Source organism: Cedecea colo, assembly GCF_011808225.1.
Classification (GTDB): Bacteria; Pseudomonadota; Gammaproteobacteria; order Enterobacterales; family Enterobacteriaceae; genus Dryocola; species Dryocola colo.
Genome location: NZ_SOYS01000008.1, coordinates 139,927 through 160,024, shown reverse-complemented (window position 1 = coordinate 160,024; position 20,098 = coordinate 139,927). Strand labels below are relative to the sequence as shown.

21 protein-coding genes are annotated in these 20,098 nt (G+C 53.2%); 10 read left to right on the top strand and 11 right to left on the bottom strand.

From position 1 onward, the window contains the following. Position 1 precedes the first annotated feature (1 nt). Together ligA and zipA are read right to left on the bottom strand one after the other, a co-directional pair. Complete coding sequence (gene ligA, locus E2L00_RS16485) at positions 2-2,020, bottom strand: NAD-dependent DNA ligase LigA (RefSeq protein ID WP_167613554.1); 2,019 nt, start codon at positions 2,018-2,020, stop codon at positions 2-4. Positions 2,021-2,085: 65 nt separating this feature from the next. Continuing rightward, positions 2,086-3,054: a cell division protein ZipA gene (gene zipA / locus E2L00_RS16480; protein ID WP_201279458.1), complete on the bottom strand. Its 969-nt coding sequence runs from the start codon at positions 3,052-3,054 to the stop codon at positions 2,086-2,088. Between the two features lie 230 nt (positions 3,055-3,284). Between zipA and cysZ the strand changes: the two genes are divergently transcribed. From cysZ to crr, 5 genes are all read left to right on the top strand, one after another. Beyond that, positions 3,285-4,046 carry a sulfate transporter CysZ gene (gene cysZ, locus E2L00_RS16475; protein ID WP_167613550.1) on the top strand — a complete coding sequence of 254 codons (762 nt, stop codon included), beginning with the start codon at positions 3,285-3,287 and terminating at the stop codon, positions 4,044-4,046. A 151-nt stretch (positions 4,047-4,197) separates the two neighbouring features. Next, positions 4,198-5,169 (top strand): cysteine synthase A, encoded by a 972-nt coding sequence (gene cysK / locus E2L00_RS16470; RefSeq protein WP_167613548.1) that lies wholly within the window; start codon positions 4,198-4,200, stop codon positions 5,167-5,169. A 387-nt stretch (positions 5,170-5,556) separates the two neighbouring features. Continuing rightward, positions 5,557-5,814, top strand: coding sequence for a phosphocarrier protein Hpr (ptsH, locus tag E2L00_RS16465; protein ID WP_167613546.1), 258 nt, complete (start codon positions 5,557-5,559; stop codon positions 5,812-5,814). Between the two features lie 44 nt (positions 5,815-5,858). Then, positions 5,859-7,586, top strand: a complete 1,728-nt coding sequence (gene ptsI / locus E2L00_RS16460; RefSeq protein WP_167613544.1) for a phosphoenolpyruvate-protein phosphotransferase PtsI — start codon at positions 5,859-5,861, stop codon at positions 7,584-7,586. Positions 7,587-7,626: 40 nt separating this feature from the next. Next, positions 7,627-8,136, top strand: a complete 510-nt coding sequence (gene crr / locus E2L00_RS16455; RefSeq protein ID WP_121266075.1) for a PTS glucose transporter subunit IIA — start codon at positions 7,627-7,629, stop codon at positions 8,134-8,136. 66 nt (positions 8,137-8,202) lie between these two features. Here crr and cysM read toward each other — a convergent pair whose 3' ends face one another. From cysM to E2L00_RS16410, 9 genes are all read right to left on the bottom strand, one after another. Further along, entirely contained in the window at positions 8,203-9,114 is a 912-nt protein-coding gene (gene cysM, locus E2L00_RS16450; RefSeq protein ID WP_167613542.1) for a cysteine synthase CysM, read from the bottom strand. A gap of 207 nt (positions 9,115-9,321) precedes the next feature. Beyond that, complete coding sequence (gene cysA / locus E2L00_RS16445) at positions 9,322-10,407, bottom strand: sulfate/thiosulfate ABC transporter ATP-binding protein CysA (protein ID WP_167613540.1); 1,086 nt, start codon at positions 10,405-10,407, stop codon at positions 9,322-9,324. Continuing rightward, complete coding sequence (gene cysW, locus E2L00_RS16440) at positions 10,397-11,272, bottom strand: sulfate/thiosulfate ABC transporter permease CysW (RefSeq protein ID WP_167613538.1); 876 nt, start codon at positions 11,270-11,272, stop codon at positions 10,397-10,399. The genes cysA and cysW overlap by 11 nt, the downstream gene beginning before the upstream one ends. Next, complete coding sequence (gene cysT, locus E2L00_RS16435; protein WP_167613536.1) at positions 11,272-12,105, bottom strand: sulfate/thiosulfate ABC transporter permease CysT; 834 nt, start codon at positions 12,103-12,105, stop codon at positions 11,272-11,274. The genes cysW and cysT overlap by 1 nt, the downstream gene beginning before the upstream one ends. Next, the gene (locus E2L00_RS16430) at positions 12,105-13,121 is read right to left on the bottom strand and encodes a sulfate ABC transporter substrate-binding protein (RefSeq protein ID WP_167613534.1); all 1,017 of its coding nucleotides are present in this window, start codon (positions 13,119-13,121) and stop codon (positions 12,105-12,107) included. The genes cysT and E2L00_RS16430 overlap by 1 nt, the downstream gene beginning before the upstream one ends. A 216-nt stretch (positions 13,122-13,337) precedes the next feature. Beyond that, on the bottom strand, positions 13,338-14,237 hold the full coding sequence (locus E2L00_RS16425; protein ID WP_167613532.1) for a Dyp-type peroxidase: 900 nt from the start codon (positions 14,235-14,237) through the stop codon (positions 13,338-13,340). A 104-nt stretch (positions 14,238-14,341) separates the two neighbouring features. After that, positions 14,342-14,917, bottom strand: a complete 576-nt coding sequence (locus E2L00_RS16420) for an RpoE-regulated lipoprotein (protein WP_167613530.1) — start codon at positions 14,915-14,917, stop codon at positions 14,342-14,344. A 64-nt stretch (positions 14,918-14,981) separates the two neighbouring features. Further along, positions 14,982-15,428 (bottom strand): DUF2919 domain-containing protein, encoded by a 447-nt coding sequence (locus E2L00_RS16415; RefSeq protein WP_167613528.1) that lies wholly within the window; start codon positions 15,426-15,428, stop codon positions 14,982-14,984. Next, positions 15,428-15,853 carry a GNAT family acetyltransferase gene (locus tag E2L00_RS16410; RefSeq protein WP_167613526.1) on the bottom strand — a complete coding sequence of 142 codons (426 nt, stop codon included), beginning with the start codon at positions 15,851-15,853 and terminating at the stop codon, positions 15,428-15,430. Before E2L00_RS16410 ends, E2L00_RS16415 begins: the two co-directional genes overlap by 1 nt. 215 nt (positions 15,854-16,068) lie before the next feature. Here E2L00_RS16410 and amiA point away from each other — a divergent pair, with 215 nt between their 5' ends. The 5 genes from amiA to E2L00_RS16385 all read left to right on the top strand — a co-directional run bounded on the left by amiA (position 16,069) and on the right by E2L00_RS16385 (position 19,881). Beyond that, the gene (gene amiA, locus E2L00_RS16405) at positions 16,069-16,941 is read left to right on the top strand and encodes an N-acetylmuramoyl-L-alanine amidase AmiA (RefSeq protein ID WP_167613524.1); all 873 of its coding nucleotides are present in this window, start codon (positions 16,069-16,071) and stop codon (positions 16,939-16,941) included. Between the two features lie 4 nt (positions 16,942-16,945). Next, entirely contained in the window at positions 16,946-17,851 is a 906-nt protein-coding gene (gene hemF / locus E2L00_RS16400) for an oxygen-dependent coproporphyrinogen oxidase (RefSeq protein WP_167613522.1), read from the top strand. Positions 17,852-17,974: 123 nt separating this feature from the next. Further along, positions 17,975-18,541, top strand: coding sequence for a TetR/AcrR family transcriptional regulator (locus E2L00_RS16395; RefSeq protein WP_167613520.1), 567 nt, complete (start codon positions 17,975-17,977; stop codon positions 18,539-18,541). 33 nt (positions 18,542-18,574) lie between these two features. Continuing rightward, positions 18,575-19,366, top strand: a complete 792-nt coding sequence (locus E2L00_RS16390) for a winged helix-turn-helix domain-containing protein (protein ID WP_167613518.1) — start codon at positions 18,575-18,577, stop codon at positions 19,364-19,366. Further along, positions 19,363-19,881: a FidL-like protein gene (locus E2L00_RS16385; protein ID WP_167613516.1), complete on the top strand. Its 519-nt coding sequence runs from the start codon at positions 19,363-19,365 to the stop codon at positions 19,879-19,881. The genes E2L00_RS16390 and E2L00_RS16385 overlap by 4 nt, the downstream gene beginning before the upstream one ends. Positions 19,882-20,098 lie beyond the last annotated feature (217 nt).

Sequence of the window (20,098 nt, the reverse complement as noted above, 5' to 3'; positions counted from 1 at the left end):
ATTACTCACCCAGTAAGCGAATCATCTCCGCTTCATCAATGACGTCAATCCCCAACTCCTGCGCTTTAGCAAGCTTGGAGCCTGCGGCCTCACCGGCAATGACCAGATCCGTTTTCTTCGACACGCTGCCTGCAACTTTAGCACCCAAAGCGACCAGCCGTGCTTTGGCATCGTCTCGCGATAAAACGCTAAGCGAACCGGTCAACACAACGGTTTTTCCCGCGAACGGGCTGTCGATCTCTTCGGCTTTGATAATCACCGGTGCAGGCCAGTGCACGCCCACTTCCTCGGTAAGCTGGCGAATAACTTCGCGGTTGCTCTCTTCTTCGAAGAAATTGAAGACGTGCGTCGCCACGACAATGCCGACGTCCGGCACTTTTTGCAGCTCATCGATAGAAGCGGCAGACAGGGCGTCCAGCGTTCCAAAATAAGCGGCTAAGCCAGCGGCGGTTGCTTCCCCTACTTCGCGGATCCCTAATGCATACAGGAAGCGTGCAAAGGTCGTTTCTTTAGACTTCGCAAGCGCATCGACAACGTTTTGCGCAGACTTCGGCCCCATGCGATCCAGGCCGGTGAGCTTGCCCGCAGTCAGGCGGAACAGGTCAGCCGGAGTATGGACATACTCCTTCTCGACCAGCTGGTCGATAATCTTATCGCCCATGCCGTCTACATCCAGCGCCCGACGAGAGACAAAGTGCTTCAGGGATTCTTTACGCTGGGCACCGCAAATCAGGCCGCCGGTGCAACGAGCCACCGCCTCGCCTTCTACACGCTCAACGTCCGACCCACAAACCGGACAGTGTGTCGGGAAAATAACTTCTTTCGATTCAGCCGGTCGTTCAGACTCCACCACGCTGACAACCTGCGGAATTACGTCGCCGGCACGGCGGATCACCACGCGGTCGCCGATTCTCAGGCCCAAACGTTCAATTTCATCGGCGTTATGCAACGTGGCGTTGCTGACCAGAACACCCGCCACCTGCACGGGCTCAAGACGCGCCACCGGCGTAATGGCGCCGGTACGTCCCACCTGAAACTCAACGTCGCGAACAAAGGTCATTTGCTCCTGAGCCGGGAATTTAAATGCCACGGCCCAACGTGGGGCACGGGCCACAAATCCTAACGTTTCCTGTAAGGTAAGAGAATCCACCTTGATGACAACGCCGTCGATATCAAACCCAAGCGCGGGGCGGTCGGCTTCAACCTGATGGTAAAACGCCAGCACTTCCTCCGGCGTACTGCACAGGCGGATACGGTCGCTTACCGGCAATCCCCAGGCTTTAAACAGTTGCAGACGTGCCATATGGCTGGCTGGCAGTTCACCGCCTTCCAGCAGGCCCACGCCGTAGCAGAAGAAGGTCAGCGGACGTTTTGCCGTGATGCGCGGATCAAGCTGGCGCAGCGATCCTGCGGCCGCGTTACGCGGATTGGCGAAAATTTTGCCGCCCGTGCGACGAGCTTCTTCGTTAATTTTCTCGAAGCCCGCCTGCGGCAGAAATACTTCGCCACGTATTTCAACGCGACGTGGAATATGCTCCCCGTGCAGCTTCAGCGGAATAGCGCGAATGGTGCGCACGTTAGCCGAGATATTTTCACCCGTAGTGCCGTCGCCGCGCGTTGCAGCGCGAGTCAGCACGCCGTCTTCATACAGCAGGCTTACGGCAAGGCCGTCGAGTTTCAGTTCGCAGCAAAAAGTCAGCGCGTCGGTGTTCTTTAGTCTGTCCTGCACGCGTTTATTAAAGGCGAGGTAGCTCGCTTCATCAAAAACGTTATCCAGCGAAAGCATCGGCACTTCATGACGTACCTGAGTAAACGCGCTCAGCGGAGCCGCACCTACGCGCTGCGTCGGAGAATCTGGCGTGATTAATTCAGGGTGAGCTTCTTCTAAGGCGCGCAGTTCACGCATCAGGCGATCGTATTCAGCATCCGGAATTTCTGGGTTATCAAGCACATGATAAAGGTATTCATGATGGCGAAGCGTGGTTCGCAGTTCAGTGAGTTGTTGTTCGATTGAGTCCATATTGCACCATCAATAGAAAAAACCCCCGGCATGCGGGGGTTTAGGGAAGAGTGTCCGGCAGGTTATCAGGCGTTTGCCTCAACGACCTCGCGGATCCGATCCTGATACTCGCGCATCTTCTGCGGCGTCATCATGCGGCGCTGGTCATCAAGCACCACGCCGCCGACTTCATCGGCAATATGCTGAGCGGATTGTAGCATCAGCTTGAAGTTTTGATGCGGATCGCCATACGAAGGTACCTGCATGAAGATTGTCACGCCGGGCGTGGCAAAGTTCCCCATGGTTTCCGGATCGAACGAACCGGGCTTAACCATATTCGCAAGGCTAAAGAGCACGGGACCGCTGCCGTCAGGGCTGAGATGGCGATGGAAAATATTCATCTCGCCAAAGATAAAACCAGCCTGTTGAATGCTGTTGAGCAGCACGTCGCCGTTAATCATGCTGCCGGCATGCGCAGAAACGTTCATTACGATGACCGTTTCTTTTAGCGCGTGTGGAGCAGGAGCGGGCGCAGGCTCTTCCACCCTATTTTCTTCCACAACGGGCTCAGGCGCTGGCTCATAAGCTGGCTGCACCATTGCCGGTTCAGGCTCCGGCTGCCTTACCGGTGCTGGCTGGTGAACTGGCTCCATCGGCTGCGCAAAAGCAGGCTGTACCGGCACTTCCTGACGCGGCGCTTCCGGCACTGCTGGCTTCAGCGGCGGCACGGGGCGACGCGGCTCGGCCGAGGCGTAAGGCGGTTCATATTGATGCTGAGGCGCTTGCGGCTGACGAGGCGTTTCCGGCTCGCGAGTCACAGGTTCCTGCGCAGGCGTTACCCTACGCACGCGCACTTCACCTACCCCTTCATCTTCCTCATCGTCGGCTTCTTCTTCTGGTTCGTAGTCGTCACGCTTTGACTTCATGCGTTTCAACGGACGATCGCGGAAAACGGAAGAACGCTCCTTACGGCTGGTCCAGAGGCCGTGAACCAGTAAGGCGATTATGGCGATCGCGCCAACAATGATTAATATCAGACGCAAATCCTGCATCATTATATTCTCTGTTGTTCTAACACCTTGCCAACGCGGCAAACATTTACTCACTAAGAGTATTTGCCCATCCGCTCAAGTGCAAGTACGCACACGGTTTTCTCAGCATAAAGATGTTACGAAATAGACTTTCCGCTGTTTTTTCGACCATTTCTTAACGAGTTTTTCTTCTGGGCCTCGGTTATGATAAGCGCGCCTGTCATTGCACTGACGTAAAAGGAGTCTTCCAGGCTATGGCCTCATCTTCAGCATGTGCCTCTAAAAGCGGCATTTACTATTTTTCTCAGGGCTGGAAACTGGTGCGTGAGCCAGGTATCAAGCGCTATGTCATTTTACCTTTGCTGGTCAATATTCTGTTGATGGGCGGCGCGTTCTGGTGGCTATTTACCCGCCTTGATAGCTGGATCCCAACAATGCTTTCCCACGTGCCGGACTGGTTACAGTGGCTGAGCTATCTGATTTGGCCGCTGGCCGTTATCTCTTTGCTGCTGGTCTTCGGTTATTTCTTCTCGACCTTTGCCAACTGGATTGCCGCGCCGTTTAACGGGCTGCTGGCTGAACAGCTTGAGGCCCGGCTGACGGGAGCCACTCCGCCAGATACCGGTGTGTTGGGCGTCCTGAAAGACGTGCCGCGTATCATGAAGAGAGAATGGCAAAAATTCGCCTGGTATTTGCCGCGCGCGATTGTGCTGTTGATTTTGTACTTTATCCCCGGCATCGGCCAGACGGTTGCTCCGGTATTGTGGTTCCTGTTTAGCGCCTGGATGTTGGCTATTCAGTACTGCGATTACCCGTTTGATAACCATAAAGTGCCGTTTCGCGAGATGCGCATCGCGCTGCGGGAAAAGAAAGCGATCAACATGCAGTTCGGCTCACTGGTCAGCCTTTTTACCCTCATCCCCTTCCTGAATCTTTTTATCATGCCGGTCGCAGTCTGCGGTGCAACGGCGATGTGGGTTGACTGCTACCGCCCTAAGCACGCCGTGTGGAAGTAGCTTTCGGGAGCGGCTTATGTCGCTCCTTATTCCTTCTTGCTTTTCCTTATTTCCCTTCTACATATAGATATACGATTTCTTTACTTCCCCATAACTCACGAGCAGGTATGCTGGTGAGGTTTCCCAAATTTCATACAGTTAAGGACGGGCTATGAGCAAGATCTATGAAGACAATTCTCTGACAATCGGTCATACGCCGCTGGTTCGACTGAACCGCATCGGTAACGGACGCATCCTGGCGAAGGTCGAGTCCCGCAACCCAAGCTTCAGCGTTAAATGCCGTATCGGTGCCAATATGATTTGGGATGCCGAAAAACGTGGCGTGCTGAAACCTGGCATTGAGCTGGTTGAACCGACCAGCGGTAACACCGGTATCGCACTGGCCTACGTTGCCGCAGCGCGCGGCTACAAGCTAACGCTGACCATGCCTGAAACCATGAGCATCGAACGCCGTAAATTGCTTAAGGCGCTCGGCGCTAATCTGGTGCTGACCGAAGGCGCTAAAGGCATGAAGGGCTCCATTCAGAAAGCGGAAGAAATCGTCGCCAGCGATCCGGCGAAATATCTGCTGCTGCAACAGTTCAGCAACCCGGCCAACCCTGAAATTCATGAAAAAACCACCGGCCCGGAAATCTGGGAAGACACCGATGGTGAAGTTGATGTGTTTATCTCAGGCGTGGGTACCGGCGGTACGCTGACCGGCGTTAGCCGTTACATTAAAAATACCAAGGGTAAAACCGACCTGATTACCGTGGCGGTTGAACCTACGGATTCTCCGGTCATCGCTCAGGCGCTGGCGGGTGAAGAACTCAAGCCAGGCCCGCATAAAATTCAGGGTATCGGCGCCGGCTTTATTCCCGGCAACCTCGATCTGAAGCTTATCGACAAGGTTGTTGCCATCACTAATGACGAAGCGATCTCGACCGCCCGCCGTCTGATGGAAGAAGAAGGTATTTTAGCCGGTATTTCTTCAGGCGCCGCCGTTGCCGCTGCGTTAAAGCTTCAGGAAGATGAAGCCTTTACCAATAAAAATATTGTGGTTATCCTTCCCTCTTCCGGTGAACGTTATCTCAGTACGGCGTTGTTTACGGAGCTCTTTACAGAAAAAGAACTGCAACAGTGATGCCAGGTTGCTAAAACTGATGAAAAAAGCGCCCAAACGGGTGCTTTTTTGTGGTCTCCGTCAAAGTTTTGCCCACTTCAGCATTGCTTCACCCTGTCAGGTCTGGTATTTAACCAACACATTATTTTGATGCGCGAAATTAATCACCGTGCGACTCTGGCAAGCTGAATCGATTTTACGATTTGGTTTAAGCCAGCACTTCACGGCATAATGGTTAAAGCCGAGCGAAACGCGAATTGCCGGGCAAACGCTGCGGCGTCTTTCGTGCTTCTTAAAGCATTCTGTGTCGCATACAGTTAACGCCGACGCTAACTATACAGGCTAAAGTTAAGTCACCAGGCTAGACTTTAGTTCCACAACACTAAACCTATAAGTTGGGGAAATACAATGTTCCAGCAAGAAGTTACCATTACCGCTCCGAACGGTCTGCACACCCGCCCTGCTGCTCAGTTTGTTAAAGAAGCAAAAAGCTTTGTCTCTGAGATCACTGTGACTTCCAACGGCAAAAGCGCCAGCGCAAAAAGCCTGTTTAAACTGCAAACTCTGGGCCTGACCCAGGGCACCGTTGTAACCATCTCCGCTGAAGGCGAAGACGATCAGAAAGCGGTTGAGCATTTAGTAAAACTGATGGCTGAACTCGAATAAGTTCTGGGTTCTTCGTAAATATCAGTCACAAGTAAGGTAGGGTTATGATTTCAGGCATTTTAGCATCCCCGGGTATCGCTTTCGGCAAAGCACTTTTGCTGAAGGAAGATGAAGTTGTCATCGACCGGAAGAAAATTTCTGCCGACAAAGTTGAGCAGGAAGTTGAACGTTTCTTGTGCGGCCGCGCCAAAGCGTCTGCGCAATTAGAAACGATCAAAATTAAAGCTGGCGAGACCTTCGGTGAAGAAAAAGAAGCTATCTTCGAAGGCCACATTATGCTGCTGGAAGACGAAGAGCTGGAGCAGGAAATCATAGCCCTCATCAAAGATAAGTTAGTCACTGCGGACGCGGCGGCTCACGAAATCATTGAAGGCCAGGCCACCGCCCTGGAAGAGCTCGACGATGAATACCTGAAAGAACGTGCGGCTGACGTACGTGATATCGGTAAACGTCTGCTGCGCAACATTCTCGGTCTGGCGATTATCGACCTGAGCGCGATTCAGGATGAAGTTATCCTGGTAGCCAAGGATCTGACGCCATCTGAAACTGCACAACTTAACCTGCAAAAGGTTCTGGGTTTCATCACCGATATCGGCGGCCGCACCTCCCACACCTCTATCATGGCGCGTTCTCTGGAACTGCCAGCGATTGTGGGCACCGGTAGCGTAACGGCCGAAGTAAAAAATGACGACTACCTGATCCTTGATGCGGTTAACAACAAAGTTTACGTTAACCCGACTAACGAAGAGATCGAAGCCCTGCGCGCCGTACAGCAGCAGGTTGCCTCTGAGAAAGCTGAACTGGCAAAACTGAAAGACCTGCCGGCAATCACTCTCGACGGCCATCAGGTAGAAGTATGTGCCAACATCGGTACCGTACGTGATATCGACGGCGCAGAGCGCAACGGCGCTGAAGGTGTGGGCCTGTACCGTACCGAATTCCTGTTCATGGATCGCGATTCTCTGCCAACGGAAGAAGAGCAGTTCGCCGCGTACAAAGCCGTTGCTGAAGCCTGCGGCTCGCAAGCGGTTATCGTACGTACCATGGACATTGGCGGCGACAAAGAGCTGCCATACATGAACTTCCCGAAAGAAGATAACCCGTTCCTGGGCTGGCGTGCGGTGCGAATCGCTATGGATCGTAAAGAGATCCTGCACGACCAGGTGCGCGCTATTCTGCGTGCTTCTGCATTCGGTAAATTACGTATCATGTTCCCGATGATTATCTCTGTTGAAGAGGTTCGCGCTCTGAAGAAAGAGATCGAAATCATGAAGGCGCAGCTACGTGAAGAAGGCAAAGCGTTTGACGAAACTATCGAAATCGGCGTGATGGTTGAAACCCCCGCTGCGGCCACGATTGCTCACCATCTGGCCAAAGAAGTTGATTTCTTTAGTATCGGTACCAATGATTTAACGCAGTATACGCTGGCGGTTGACCGCGGTAATGATATGATTTCACATCTTTACCAGCCAATGTCGCCGTCCGTACTGACTCTGATTAAGCAAGTTATTGATGCTTCTCATGCAGAAGGCAAGTGGACCGGTATGTGTGGTGAGCTTGCAGGCGATGAACGTGCTACACTTCTGTTGCTGGGGATGGGTCTGGATGAATTCAGTATGAGTGCCATCTCTATCCCGCGCATTAAGAAGATTATCCGTAACACTAACTTCGAAGATGCGAAGGTGTTAGCAGAGCAGGCTCTTGCTCAACCGACAACGGACGAGTTAATGACGCTGGTTAACAAGTTCATTGAAGAAAAAACAATCTGCTAATCCACCGGATGCGGCCCAATTTACTGCTTAGGAGAAGATCATGGGTTTGTTTGATAAACTGAAATCTCTGGTTTCTGATGATAAAAAAGACACCGGAACCATTGAGATTGTTGCCCCGCTTTCTGGCGAAATCGTCAACATTGAAGATGTTCCGGACGTAGTGTTTGCAGAGAAGATCGTAGGCGATGGCATCGCTATTAAACCTACCGGTAACAAAATGGTTGCTCCGGTTGATGGCACCATCGGTAAAATCTTCGAAACTAACCATGCCTTCTCTATCGAATCTGATAGCGGCATTGAGCTGTTCGTTCACTTCGGTATTGATACCGTTGAACTGAAAGGCGAAGGTTTTAAACGCATCGCAGAAGAAGGCCAGCGCGTTAAGAAAGGCGACGTGGTTATCGAGTTTGATCTGCCGCTGCTGGAAGAGAAAGCCAAGTCTACCCTGACGCCGGTTGTTATCTCGAACATGGATGAGATCAAAGAGCTGATCAAGCTGTCTGGTAGCGTGACCGTGGGCGAAACCCCGGTGATCCGCATCAAGAAGTAAGTTGACCGCATACAAAATTAAGAACGGCACCTTCAGGGTGCCGTTCTTGTTGCTATAAAGCCTGTTCTAAATACCCGCGCCCTGCGAATAACTTTCTTCGCCGAATACGCCTGTCGATAAATAGCGGTCACCACGATCGCAAATAATCGCCACCACGACGCTTCCCGGATTGGCTTGCGCCACGCGTAGCGCACCGGCTACCGCACCGCCCGAGCTTACGCCACAGAATATCCCTTCGGCTACTGCCAGACGGCGCATGGTTTGCTCAGCTTCGGGCTGAGACATATCGATAACCTCATCGACAAGCTGCGGATTAAAAATCTTTGGCAACCACGCTTCCGGCCAGCGGCGAATGCCTGGAATACTGCTGCCCTCTTCCGGCTGCAGACCAACGATAGTGACCTTTTTTTCCAGCTCGCGCATAAAGCGGCTCACGCCGGTAATAGTGCCGGTGGTGCCCATGCTGGAAACGAAGTGGGTGATACGCCCTTGCGTCTGCTGCCAGATTTCCGGCCCGGTAGTGGTGTAATGCGCGTAAGGGTTATCGGGATTGTTGAACTGATCCAGCACCTTGCCTTCACCGCGCTCCCCCATTAAGCGCGCCAGCTCACGAGCCCCTTCCATGCCCTGCTCTTTGGTGACCAGAATCAGCTCCGCGCCATACGCCTGCATGGCGGCTTTGCGCTCCAGGCTCATGTTATCCGGCATCAGCAATTTCATGCGATACCCTTTCAGGGCGGCAATCATGGCCAGCGCAATACCGGTATTACCGCTGGTAGCCTCGATAAGCGTATCGCCCGGCGTGATTTCGCCGCGTTTTTCAGCCTGTACGATCATCGACAGCGCAGCGCGGTCCTTGACCGATCCCGCCGGGTTATTGCCTTCCAGCTTGACCCAGATCTCGCTGCCGTTTGTCAGGCCCGTGCGCTGTAATTTTACCAGAGGCGTATTGCCGATTGTGCTTTCTAAGGTTGTCACAGAATATCCAGAAGATAAAAAAAGCGGCCACAGGGGCCGCCAGACATAATCCTTCGTGATGTAAGCGATGATATCAACACTTATAAAAACAAAGAATAATGTCTTGTGATTTACTCCAAACAGAAAAAACCACGTTTTTTGCTGTTTGCCATCAAACTAAGCGGCCACAGGGGCCGCTATTGCGTTTCGTGTAATGGCATAAACTTATCAGGCAGATTGCGCCAGGTCTACACCCTGAATTCGGTTGTTCCCTTCATACAAACGGGCATGTTGCAGACCAACGAACAGGCGCTCACCGCGTACCGGGACGTAGTCTTCACGTAATACCACGGTTAGCGGCTCGTCATACCATCCCAGAGGCTGCACAACCAGCTGCATATAGTGACCGCGCGGACTGGCCTCCAGCACCTGTACCGGCAATGGCGAGTCCAGATTCGTGCGTCGGCTTACGTCCACTTCCCACGGGCGCAGAAACAGATCCACCGCGCCCTGATAAGCAGGCGTAAAGCCCAGCGGCCAGCGGTGAGCGCCAACGTGGAACTGGCTCCCGCGCACGTTGCCTTTCAGACGGTTTACTTCACCGAGGAACTCAAGCACAAAGCGCGTTGCCGGTTCGCGCCATACTGCCTCAGGCGTATCAACCTGTTCGATGTTCCCCTGGCTCATTACCACGACCCGATCGGCGACTTCCATCGCTTCTTCCTGATCGTGGGTGACGAACACGCTGGTGAACTTCAGCTCTTCATGCAGCTGACGCAGCCAGCGGCGTAATTCTTTACGCACCTGCGCATCCAGCGCGCCAAACGGCTCGTCAAGCAGCAGGATTTGCGGTTCAACGGCCAGCGCACGCGCCAGCGCAACGCGTTGTTTCTGTCCACCGGAAAGCTGCGCCGGGAACCGGTCAGCCAGATGGGATAGCTGTACCATCTCCAACAGACGGGTGACTTTCTGCTTAATCACCGCCGCAGAGGGACGTTCGCGACGCGGCAGCACCGTCAGGCCAAAGGCGATATTGTCGAAAACCGTCATATGACGGAACAGCGCATAATGCTGGAAAACAAACCCGACTTTACGATCGCGAGCGTGAATGCGGCTCACGTCCGTGCCGTGGAAGCTGATGCGTCCGCTATTCTGATGCTCAAGGCCCGCGATAATACGCAGCAGCGTGGTTTTACCCGAGCCAGAAGGCCCCAGCAGCGCGACCATCTGGCCGGAAGGGATATCCAGAGAGATATCGTTCAGCACCTGGGTGCGACCAAAAGATTTCTTAATATTGGTAATATCAATGCTCATGATTTCCCTCCTGCTGCAGGCGTTTTTCCTGATTATTCAGACGCCACTGCAATGCACTCTTTAAAAACAGGGTAACAATTGCCATCAGAGTTAACAGCGCGGCGGCGGTAAACGAACCGACGGTGTTGTAATCCTGCTGGAGTAATTCGACCTGTAACGGCAGCGAGAATGTCTCGCCACGTATGGAACCGGAAACAACGGAGACTGCGCCAAATTCGCCGATCGCGCGGGCGTTAGTCAGCACCACGCCGTACAGCAGCGCCCAGCGGATATTCGGCAGCGTAACGCGCTTAAACATCTGCCAGCCGGAAGCGCCAAGCAAAATAGCCGCCTCATCTTCCTGGCTGCCCTGGCTTAACATCACCGGCACCAGTTCGCGCACCACAAACGGGCAGGTCACGAAAATTGTCACCAGCACCATGCCCGGCCAGGCGAACATAATCTGAATGTTATAGTCGTCCATAAAACCGGCTAACGGGCCGTTGGAGCCGTAGAACAGCAGATAAACCAGGCCAGCAACAACCGGTGAAACGGCAAAGGGAATATCCAGCAGCGTCAGCAGTAGCTGGCGGCCCGGAAAGTTAAAACGCGTCACCAGCCAGGCGAGCAGAATACCGAACACCAGGTTCACCGGCACGGTAATCAGAGCGATCATTACCGTCAGCCAGATGGCGTGCAGCATGTCCGGGTCAGCAATATTTTGCAGCGCTGGCATTAGCCCCTTTGAGAAGGCCTCGGCAAAAATCGACGCTACCGGCACCACCAGCAGCAGGAACGAAATCAGCACGCCAAGCCCAATCAGCGCCCATTTACCCCAGTTAAAACCGGAGCGGCGATAGCTTTTCAATTCGGTTACGTCCGTCATCAGTGACCTACCACTCGTCGACCAAAGCGACTTTGCAACGTATTTATGGTGAACAGCAACAGCAGGGATGCGGCCAGAATCACCGAAGCAATGGCGCTTGCAGCGGGATAATCAAACTCCTGCAAACGCACGAAAATCATCAGCGACGCTACTTCCGTTTTCCAGGCGATGTTCCCGGCGATAAAGATAACCGCGCCAAACTCTCCCAGGCTGCGTGTAAAGGAGAGCGCTACGCCCGCCATTAACGCAGGCGAAAGCTCAGGCAAAATAACGCGGCGGAAGCTCTGCCAGCGCGTTGCGCCCAGCGTTTCGGCCGCTTCTTCATATTCCGGGCCAAGCTCTTCAAGCACGGGCTGAACGGTGCGCACCACAAACGGAATGCTGGTAAAAGCCATCGCCACCGCAATACCAAGCCAGGTATAAGTCACCTTAATGCCAAACTGCGCCAGCCACTCGCCGTACCAGCCGTTAACCGAAAACAGACCGGCTAACGTCAGGCCCGCCACCGCCGTTGGCAGCGCGAAGGGCAAATCCATTAACGCATCCAGCAGGCTGCGGCCGGGAAACTGATAGCGTGTTAAAATCCATGCCATCAGCATGCCGAACAGGCCGTTAAACAGGGAAGCTACGCCCGCAGACAGCAGCGTAACTTTATAAGCCGCTACCACCTGCGGGTTGGAGATCACTTCCCAGTACTGCGCGAGCGTCATCTCGGACAACTGCATAACCAGCGCGCTTAACGGCAGCAATAAAATCAGGCACACGAACAGCAAACTGGTGCCGAGGCTTAAGGTAAAGCCCGGCAGCACGCGTTTGGTAGATACAGCAAACATTAGTTATGCCCTGCCGCTACCAGCTTGTCGAACTCCGCACCGCTTGCGAAATGCGTTTTCATGGCTGCCGGCCAGCCGCCGAACACATCTTCCACGGTGAACAATTCAGTCTGAGGGAATTTATCTTTCAGCTTGTCCATCGTTTCCGGGCTGTTCACGCGATAGTAATAGTCGGTGATGATTTTCTGCGCCGTCGGGCTATACAGGAAGTTCAGGTAATCCTTAGCTGCCTTTTCCGTACCGTTAGCCTTCACGTTCTTATCAACCCAGGCTACCGGGAATTCGGCCAGAATGTTCACTTTCGGCACCACAACCTCGTAGCCGTCTTTCGCGTACTGATTGCGGATATTGTTTACTTCGGATTCGAAACTAATCAGCACGTCGCCAAGGCCGCGTTCAACGAACGTAGTTGTCGCCCCGCGACCACCGGTATCGAACACTTCAACGTTCTTCAGGAACTGGGTCATAAACTGCTCGGTTTTGGCTTTATCGCCACCGTCAGCTTTGTTTGCAGCACCCCACGCGCCCAGATAGGTGTAGCGCGCGTTACCGGAAGTTTTTGGATTGGGGAAGATAAGCTTCACGTCCGGACGCACCAGATCGTTCCAGTCATGAATGTTCTTTGGGTTGCCCTTACGCACCAGAAAAGCCATGGTGGAGTAGAAAGGCGAGCTATTGTTCGGTAACCGGCTCTGCCAGTCCGCCGGGATCAGCTTGCCTTTGTCATGCAGGATCTGTACGTCTGTCACCTGGTTATAAGTTACAACGTCAGCTTTTAAGCCCTGTAATATTGCCAGCGCCTGTTTTGATGACCCGGCATGAGATTGTTTTATCGTCAGCTTATCCCCGTTATTTTCCTGCGCCCATTTTTGTTCAAAAGCTGGATTTAACGCGGCAAACAGTTCGCGAGACACATCATAAGAGCTGTTGAGAAGCTCCGTTGCATGGGCAGATCCTGCCAGCAACGCGGAGACAACGAGCGCGTTCCATACTTTTTTAACTGACGTGTTTGCCATTGGGCACCCTTATTTTGCGATAACGATCGTGCTTAACATGCCCTCAGTTTATTTATAACGAGAGCTAAAGCTGTAACGCTTTTATATACCGTTTGGTGATTTGCAATAAGAAAGGGATATAAGACTTGAGAAGGATTTTTTGTCGGGCGGCGCGAAAGCCAACCCGATCTGCGCCTTGTAGGATGGATAAGCATGGGCGCCATCCATCGTTCGTTTCTACAGGCTTAATAACTTATCTAAAGAAGGGGCAAAGTAATAGCCGCCGGTCACCGGTTTGGTGAAGCGCAGCATGCCGTCGCGCCTGCCGTCGGTTTCGCCAAACATGCTCAATAGCTGCTGCTCAATGTTGTGCAGGCGTGCGCAGTAGGCAATGAAGTAAAGGCCATGTTTACCGCTGGCGGTGCCGTATGGCAGACTTTGCCGCACAATTTTCAGCCCCTTGCCGTTTTCTTTCAGATCGACACGGCTAAGGTGAGACGTTGCCGGGCGCTCGTCGCCATCAATCTCTTCGTTGGCTTCTTTGGTGCGTCCCATGATCCTCTCCTGGTCGCCAACGCTCATGCGGTTAAACTGCCTGAGGTTGTGTTCCCAGCGCTGTACGAACACATAGCTGCCGCCAGCGTCAACGCCTTCGTTGATTACCGCTACTTCACGACGAGACTCTTCGCCCTGCGGGTTTTCGGTGCCGTCAACAAAACCGCTCAGATCGCGTTCTTCCACCCAGCGGAAACCGTGAACTTCTTCTTCGATGGAAAGCGCGTCGCCGAAAGCGGCCAGCGCCGCCTGCGCAACGGAAAAGTTTACGTCATGGCGCAGGGATAAAATATGGATCATCACATCGCGCTGGGTTGCCGGCGCAAGCCCTTTGCCCAGCGGAGCAAAGTTTTTCAACTCTTCCGCGCCCACGCCGCCGCTCAAATCACGCCACAGGTCATGACCAAATGCCACTACCGCGCCCAGATTCGCTTGCGGAAATTTTTCCTGCAACGCGTTCAGCGATTGAGTAAAGGTTTTGCAGCCCTGACGAACGGCATCGAAATCACCCTGAATACTCGCTTCCAGCCAGACGGCGGCGCGACAATGCTCCGGCAAAATGCCGGTTTGAACCCGAGACATGCATCCTCCTGAAAAAAACGAATGCCACGCAATGTGGCATTTATCGGCATATCATACTCGATTACGGCTGCGCCTTCTTGAGGAGACGCAAACCGGGCGCTGATTTATTTACGCCAGATAATTTTGCTGAGGGTCCATTTTTTTAGCGTGTCGTCGGCTGGCATCAGGCCTTCCGGCCCGCGCCATTCACCGCTAAATAAGTAGCTGATGTGCTGGCTGCCCGGTGCCTTACACTCAACGCCCCCGGCATCGTCGCCCGTCCCTTTTGCGCACGCGCCGTAGGCTTTTTCATAAAGATCGCTAAACGGCGTGCCAATCTCAACGCCGCTTTCGGTTTTAATCTCTTTATCCATTACGTCCACGCGGCTCACCGTGCCGTTATCGCCGTTCACGATAACCATCAGCGTCTTGTCATCCATCGCTTCAAAGTAACGAACCACGGTGCCGTTATCGGTTTTCATGCCGCTGCGCAGACGGTAATTATCGTTAAGCCCTGCGCTGACGGCTTCTTCATTCATTGGCGTGCCGGCGTTTAAGCCGCCGACGCCCTGCTCGCTCACTTCAGGCGAGGAACCAAACCAGCTCATCGGCGAGAGGCTTGACCAGTGTATGTTAGAAATCGTCGAACAGCCGCTCAGTACCAGCGGCGCGGCTAACATCATCAGGCGCAAAGACTTCATCAATAATTCCTTTATTTTGGAGTGATAACGGGCATTGGAGTACAAACTTGCTTAAAAGTGCCCTTCATTCACGCTGTGGCGCAAAGTAGTCACGCAAACGGCGGCTGGTGCACAGCCACCACAGGGCAAAAACATCGCCGATCAGCAGCGCCAGCGTTATGCCGGTCAGCTCTTCTCCCTGCCCTATTAACACAATTTGCCAGACCAGAACGGCCACCTGCGCGGCAGTTAAAACCCAGCGCCATGCCGACCACAGGCGCGGCCATAAATGACGGCGGCCGCTAATCGCAAAGGCTAACGCCGCCGGAACGCCGGGCAGCAGGCCCAGCCAGAAGCTGTCGCGATCGGGGTAGAACAGACCGAGCAGGGCATCGCCCTGCTGGCGGGATGCGCCCGCCAGCACCAGCAAAAACCAGGTCCGCGCCTGAAAAAGAAGAATGCACCAGAACAGAAAAGGCGTTTTCAGATTGCCGTGAACGTCATAATCCGAAGGTGGATAGTTAAAAAGCATCAATACTCTTGATCTTCAATCAGGCGCTTGCCGAGCATTACTACATCCTGCTGTTCGTATTCCAGCCGCTCGTACATACCGATCACCAGATCGTTCTCTTCGCGCACCATGATGTGGATCTTTGGACAGCCGCGCGCAATAAGCTTTTTCTCAAGGCGACTGAGTAACGCATTGGCAATGCCGCGCCCGCGAAATTCAGGGTGCACGCCAAGGTAGTACGCAGAGCCACGGTGGCCGTCGTAACCGCCCATTAATGAGCCGACAACTTCCCCGCCCACTTCCGCAACCAGGAACAGATCCGCATCATGCTGCAGCTTACGTTCGATATCCATTTCAGGATCGTTCCACGAGCGCAGAAGATCGCAGCGCTCCCAAAGGGTGATGACCTCTTCGAAATCTTCGTGGCGAAAAACGCGTATTTCCATGGTATTAGCCGCTTATAGTCTTAAAAACCTGATTATGGCGTGTCCTTCCCGTTAAGCCAATATCTGCCGCAAAAGCCGGTAAAAAATGGCATACTTATCGTCCATACACGGATTGAAATGAAAAGATAAACATTTCGGCCAAACGTCTGTCGTTAACGCCCTGACGATACGATATAAATGCTAATCAAGAATTCATAAGATAAATAATCAGCCGTATGAGTAAAATTAAATCACTGACGCAACTTACCACCCGCCGCCAGTTGCTGCTTACTGGTTTGGCTGCCCTGACCTTATCCAGCGCAAGTAAGGCTCTGGCCCGTCAGGAGAGCAAATCGCTTAAAACCACGACTAGCCACAGTAAACCGGCAAAGAAGTCCGGCGGCCGCCGCATTGTGATGTTAGATCCCGGTCACGGCGGCATTGATACCGGTGCCATCGGGCATAATGGTTCGAAAGAGAAACACGTGGTGCTGGCGATTGCCAAAAACGTGCGCAGCATTCTGCGCAGCAAGGGGATCGAGGCCAGGCTGACACGCACCAGCGACGAATTTATTCCCTTATACGACCGCGTTGAGATTGCCCACCAGCACGGCGCAGACCTGTTTATGTCTATTCACGCCGACGGCTTTACCAGCCCGACGGCAGCAGGCGCGTCCGTTTTCGCCCTCTCCAATCGCGGCGCCAGTAGCGCCATGGCAAAATACCTTTCTGATAAAGAGAACGCCGCCGACGATGTGGCGGGCAGCAAGGTGAAAAACAAAGACCATTATCTGCAACAGGTGCTGTTTGACCTGGTGCAAACGGACACCATCAAAAACAGCCTGACGCTTGGGTCACATATCCTTAAGCAAATCAAACCGGTGCATAAGCTTCACAGCCGCAACACCGAACAGGCCGCTTTCGTAGTGCTAAAATCACCGTCGATTCCCTCGGTGCTGGTGGAAACCTCATTTATTACCAATCCCGGCGAAGAAAAGCTGCTCGGTACGACGGCGTTTCGTCAGAAAATTGCGACTGCCATTGCCAATGGCATCATCAGTTATTTCAACTGGTTCGATAATCACAAAGCCCACGGTAGAAAACGTTAATCCTATGAATACGCCCGATATCCACGCCGTAAAACAGTACCTGCTGCAGCTGCAGGACACCATTTGTCAGCAGCTTGCCGCCATTGATGGCGCTACCTTTGAAGAAGACAGCTGGCAAAGAAAAGGCGGCGGCGGCGGGCGCAGCCGGGTATTACGCGGCGGAAACGTTTTTGAGCAGGCGGGCGTTAACTTTTCGCATGTCCACGGCGACGCCATGCCCGCATCCGCAACCGCGCACCGCCCGGAGCTTGCCGGACGTAGTTTCGAAGCCATGGGCGTATCGCTGGTTGTTCATCCGCTCAATCCTTATGTTCCCACCAGCCACGCCAACGTACGCTTTTTCATCGCTGAAAAGCCCGGCAGTGACCCGGTATGGTGGTTCGGCGGCGGCTTTGATTTAACGCCGTTCTACGGTTTTGCAGAAGATGCCGTTCACTGGCACAACACGGCCCGGGATTTGTGCCAGCCGTTTGGCGAAGAGGTTTTCCCGCGTTACAAAAAATGGTGTGACGATTACTTCTTTATTAAACACCGCAACGAGCAGCGCGGCATTGGCGGGCTGTTCTTTGACGATCTGAATAGGCCAGATTTCAACCACTGCTTTAGTTTTATGCAGGCCGTCGGGAACGGTTATCTGGACGCGTATCTGCCGATTGTTGAACGCCGCAAAGCTCTGCCATGGGGCGAGCGCGAACGCGACTTCCAGCTTTATCGCCGTGGGCGCTACGTAGAGTTTAATCTGGTGTGGGACCGCGGAACGCTATTCGGTTTACAAACCGGAGGGCGCACGGAGTCGATATTAATGTCGATGCCGCCGCTGGTGCGCTGGGAATATAACTATCAGCCGGAAGAAGGCAGCCCGGAGGCCGCCTTGTATCGTGATTTCTTACCTGTTAAGGACTGGGTTTAAGCTATCGCCCTTCCTGAACAAAACGTGAAATAAGACACAGCCTTAGATAAATATTGGCGGGCGCTCCCCCCTCGTTGATCGCGATCAAAAAGAATCATGCCGTCTGGTCGGTATGATTCGAGCATGAACACGCAAACGCTTCATCGGAAGAAAGCTCCCACGCGCCTCCAACGGCAACTGCTTGAATTAGCAGCGATGATTGCAGGCCGGGATGGCATTGCTTCCCTATCACTTAATGCCCTTGCTCACGAGGCTGGCGTCAGCAAGGGTGGCTTAATACATCAGTTTCCCTATAAGCAGTCGCCGATCTTTGCGCTGTTCGCCCGCCTGCTGGCGGTTATGGATAACGCTATCTTTGCGCTAATGAGCGGCAATCCATTGTCCTGCGGCCGCTTTACGCGAGCCTATCTCAATTACTTTTCCGCTCTGACGGATAACGACGAAAGCCGCCAACTAATGGTTCTTTCGCTGGCTATGCCCGATGAGCCCGTGCTGCGCCGGTGCTGGCGCGACTGGATGCTGGCGCATCTGGCAAAAGGCGACGCTCTGAACAACGATCGCAGAAAGATGCAGGTACGCTACGCGGCAGATGGCATCTGGCTGTTCACGATGACGAAAGGACCAATAATAAGCGCAGAGCATCGCCAGGCATTGATTAGCGGCCTGTTAGCCGTGACGTTGTCGGCGTGAATGGACGCCAGAAACAGACAGAGAGAGCCGCCTATGCGCTACAATCTCAACGCCGGTCTGATTTACAATGCCGAAGAAGGATCGTTAACCTTAGCGGGTAACGACGAGCCGGATACCCAGCTTTCCATTACCGCCAATGCTCTGCTGTCATTCTTTCTGCACAATCAGAGCGTAGTCAGCCGTAATGAAGTCCTTAAAAAGGTCTGGGACGATAACGGCTTTACCTCATCTAATGCCAATCTTAATCAGTACCTGAGTATGCTGCGTAAAACGTTCCGGCACTATGGTATTGAGAACGTTATCATCACCATTTCTCGCGGTTATCTACAGCTCAATCCCGCTATTTTGGTAGAAGCGCTCGACGATGTCCCACCGCCAACGGATGCAATGCCGACTGCCCCTTCCCTGACAATCAACGACCCGGTACGCCCACAGCCCACCGGGCATCAGCAGGGTATGTGCTGGTATATGGCCAGCGTGGCTTTATTACTGATATCTATTTTATTGCTGATACCCGCGCTGTTCGGCGGAGAGAAATCTCGCCCGATTGTGCTGACTTCTATGGCTAACAGCCCGTGTGAGCTGCTGGCGAGCGACGATATGCTAAGTTCCGTCACCGAAACCGTCTACGATAAAAACTTTGATGCCGTGCGCCAGCGCCTGGCGCTCCCCTGCAGACCCGATGAACGATTCATTTTTTTCTACGGCGACAAGCTACAAACCAATGGCCTGGGACGCGTTTTCATGGCGCATTGTGCAATGCATGAAAACAATGCGTTCAGCTATTGCGACAACTATTTCTACTATTCCTGGAACCCGCAATGAAGCTCATCCCCCGTACCACATTTCTGCTTTCTGGCGCGGTATTTATCGCGGCAGCTGGCTTTAGCCTCTGGCGCCTGTTCCCCAAAGAGAACGCCGGAAATATGTCCTGTTCCACGAAAGTGATAATGCGTTTTGAAAATATGGAAAAAGAGAACGTTAACGGGAATATTCATTTCAACTTCGCCGCGAAAGGAGCGGGCTCCATTGTTGTGGAAGGCTATACCGATTCCGAGGCGGGCTGGCTCTACCTTCAGCGCTACGTCAAATTCAGCTATACCAGCAAGCGGATATCCCCTCTGGAACGCCACTATCGAATCAGCAGATGGGAGGCCAGCGCCTCCTCAATCGACCAGTCGCCCGATGTGATTTTTGATTACTTTATGCGTGAGATGTCCGACAGCCACGACGGCCTGTTTCTTAACATGCAGCGATTGAACAACAGCTCTATTTTACTCAGCTCCCTTAACTCCCCTCTCTTTATCTGCACGCTGAAGTCCGGCAGCACCTTTGACTGACTTCACATTTCTCGCTTTTCACCGCCGGCGGCCTTTTTAGCTCCTCTTACCAATAGCGATTAATAGTGACTTTAAGCACGTTTTTTATATGGCATTAAACGCTGACGCATCACTACGTTAGCAATTCCATAACAACATTAAACCCGCCGCAATTTTGCGTCTCCCTCGCCTGCGTCATTGCCAAATCAAGCCGCATAAACAGCACAAAGAAATAAAT